This is a genomic window from Bradyrhizobium sp. 14AA (assembly GCF_054185205.1).
Genome location: NZ_JAVAYM010000121.1, coordinates 1 through 488, shown reverse-complemented (window position 1 = coordinate 488; position 488 = coordinate 1). Strand labels below are relative to the sequence as shown.

Here is a 488-nt window from a genome sequence, read left to right as displayed (position 1 = left end):
GTGCTTAACTTCTATTTCAGAATTAAATCGAACAGTGCATCGAGTATTAATGTAAAGACCTTATATGTTGGAACAACAGATTATTAGGAGGGATGATATGGAGGCCTGGGCAGTATTAACTAAGGTGATTGATGGAGAAGAAAAGATAGTTAGAGCAGGACTGAATCTCGTAGTAGATGATGACTACGACAGAGCAATCATTGTCGATGAAGTCAAAGCAAGACAATCAGAAAAATTAGAAGTAAAAGACGGAATTGTATCAGTGAAAGCCGATGCGACTCTTTTAACTTTAAAAGAACTTAATGAAGCAACAAAACTAAAGGAGATTATTCCAGTAGTAATCTCGAAAGAAGCGGAGGAATAAGATGGATATTAATTCTATAAAGACCAAGGATAGTTTTCACAACTATGTTACTATAAAGCAATCAGACAATACAAGTCCTATAGAGGTTCTTTTATGTGATTCAAAGGGCGCATTACTTTCAAAC

At 35.2% G+C, this 488-nt stretch carries 1 protein-coding gene; it reads left to right on the top strand.

Features of this window, described 5'->3' with window-relative positions:
* Positions 1–97: 97 nt before the first annotated feature.
* Positions 98–364 carry a hypothetical protein gene (locus RAD15_RS43605; RefSeq protein ID WP_283721578.1) on the top strand — a complete coding sequence of 89 codons (267 nt, stop codon included), beginning with the start codon at positions 98–100 and terminating at the stop codon, positions 362–364.
* Positions 365–488 lie beyond the last annotated feature (124 nt).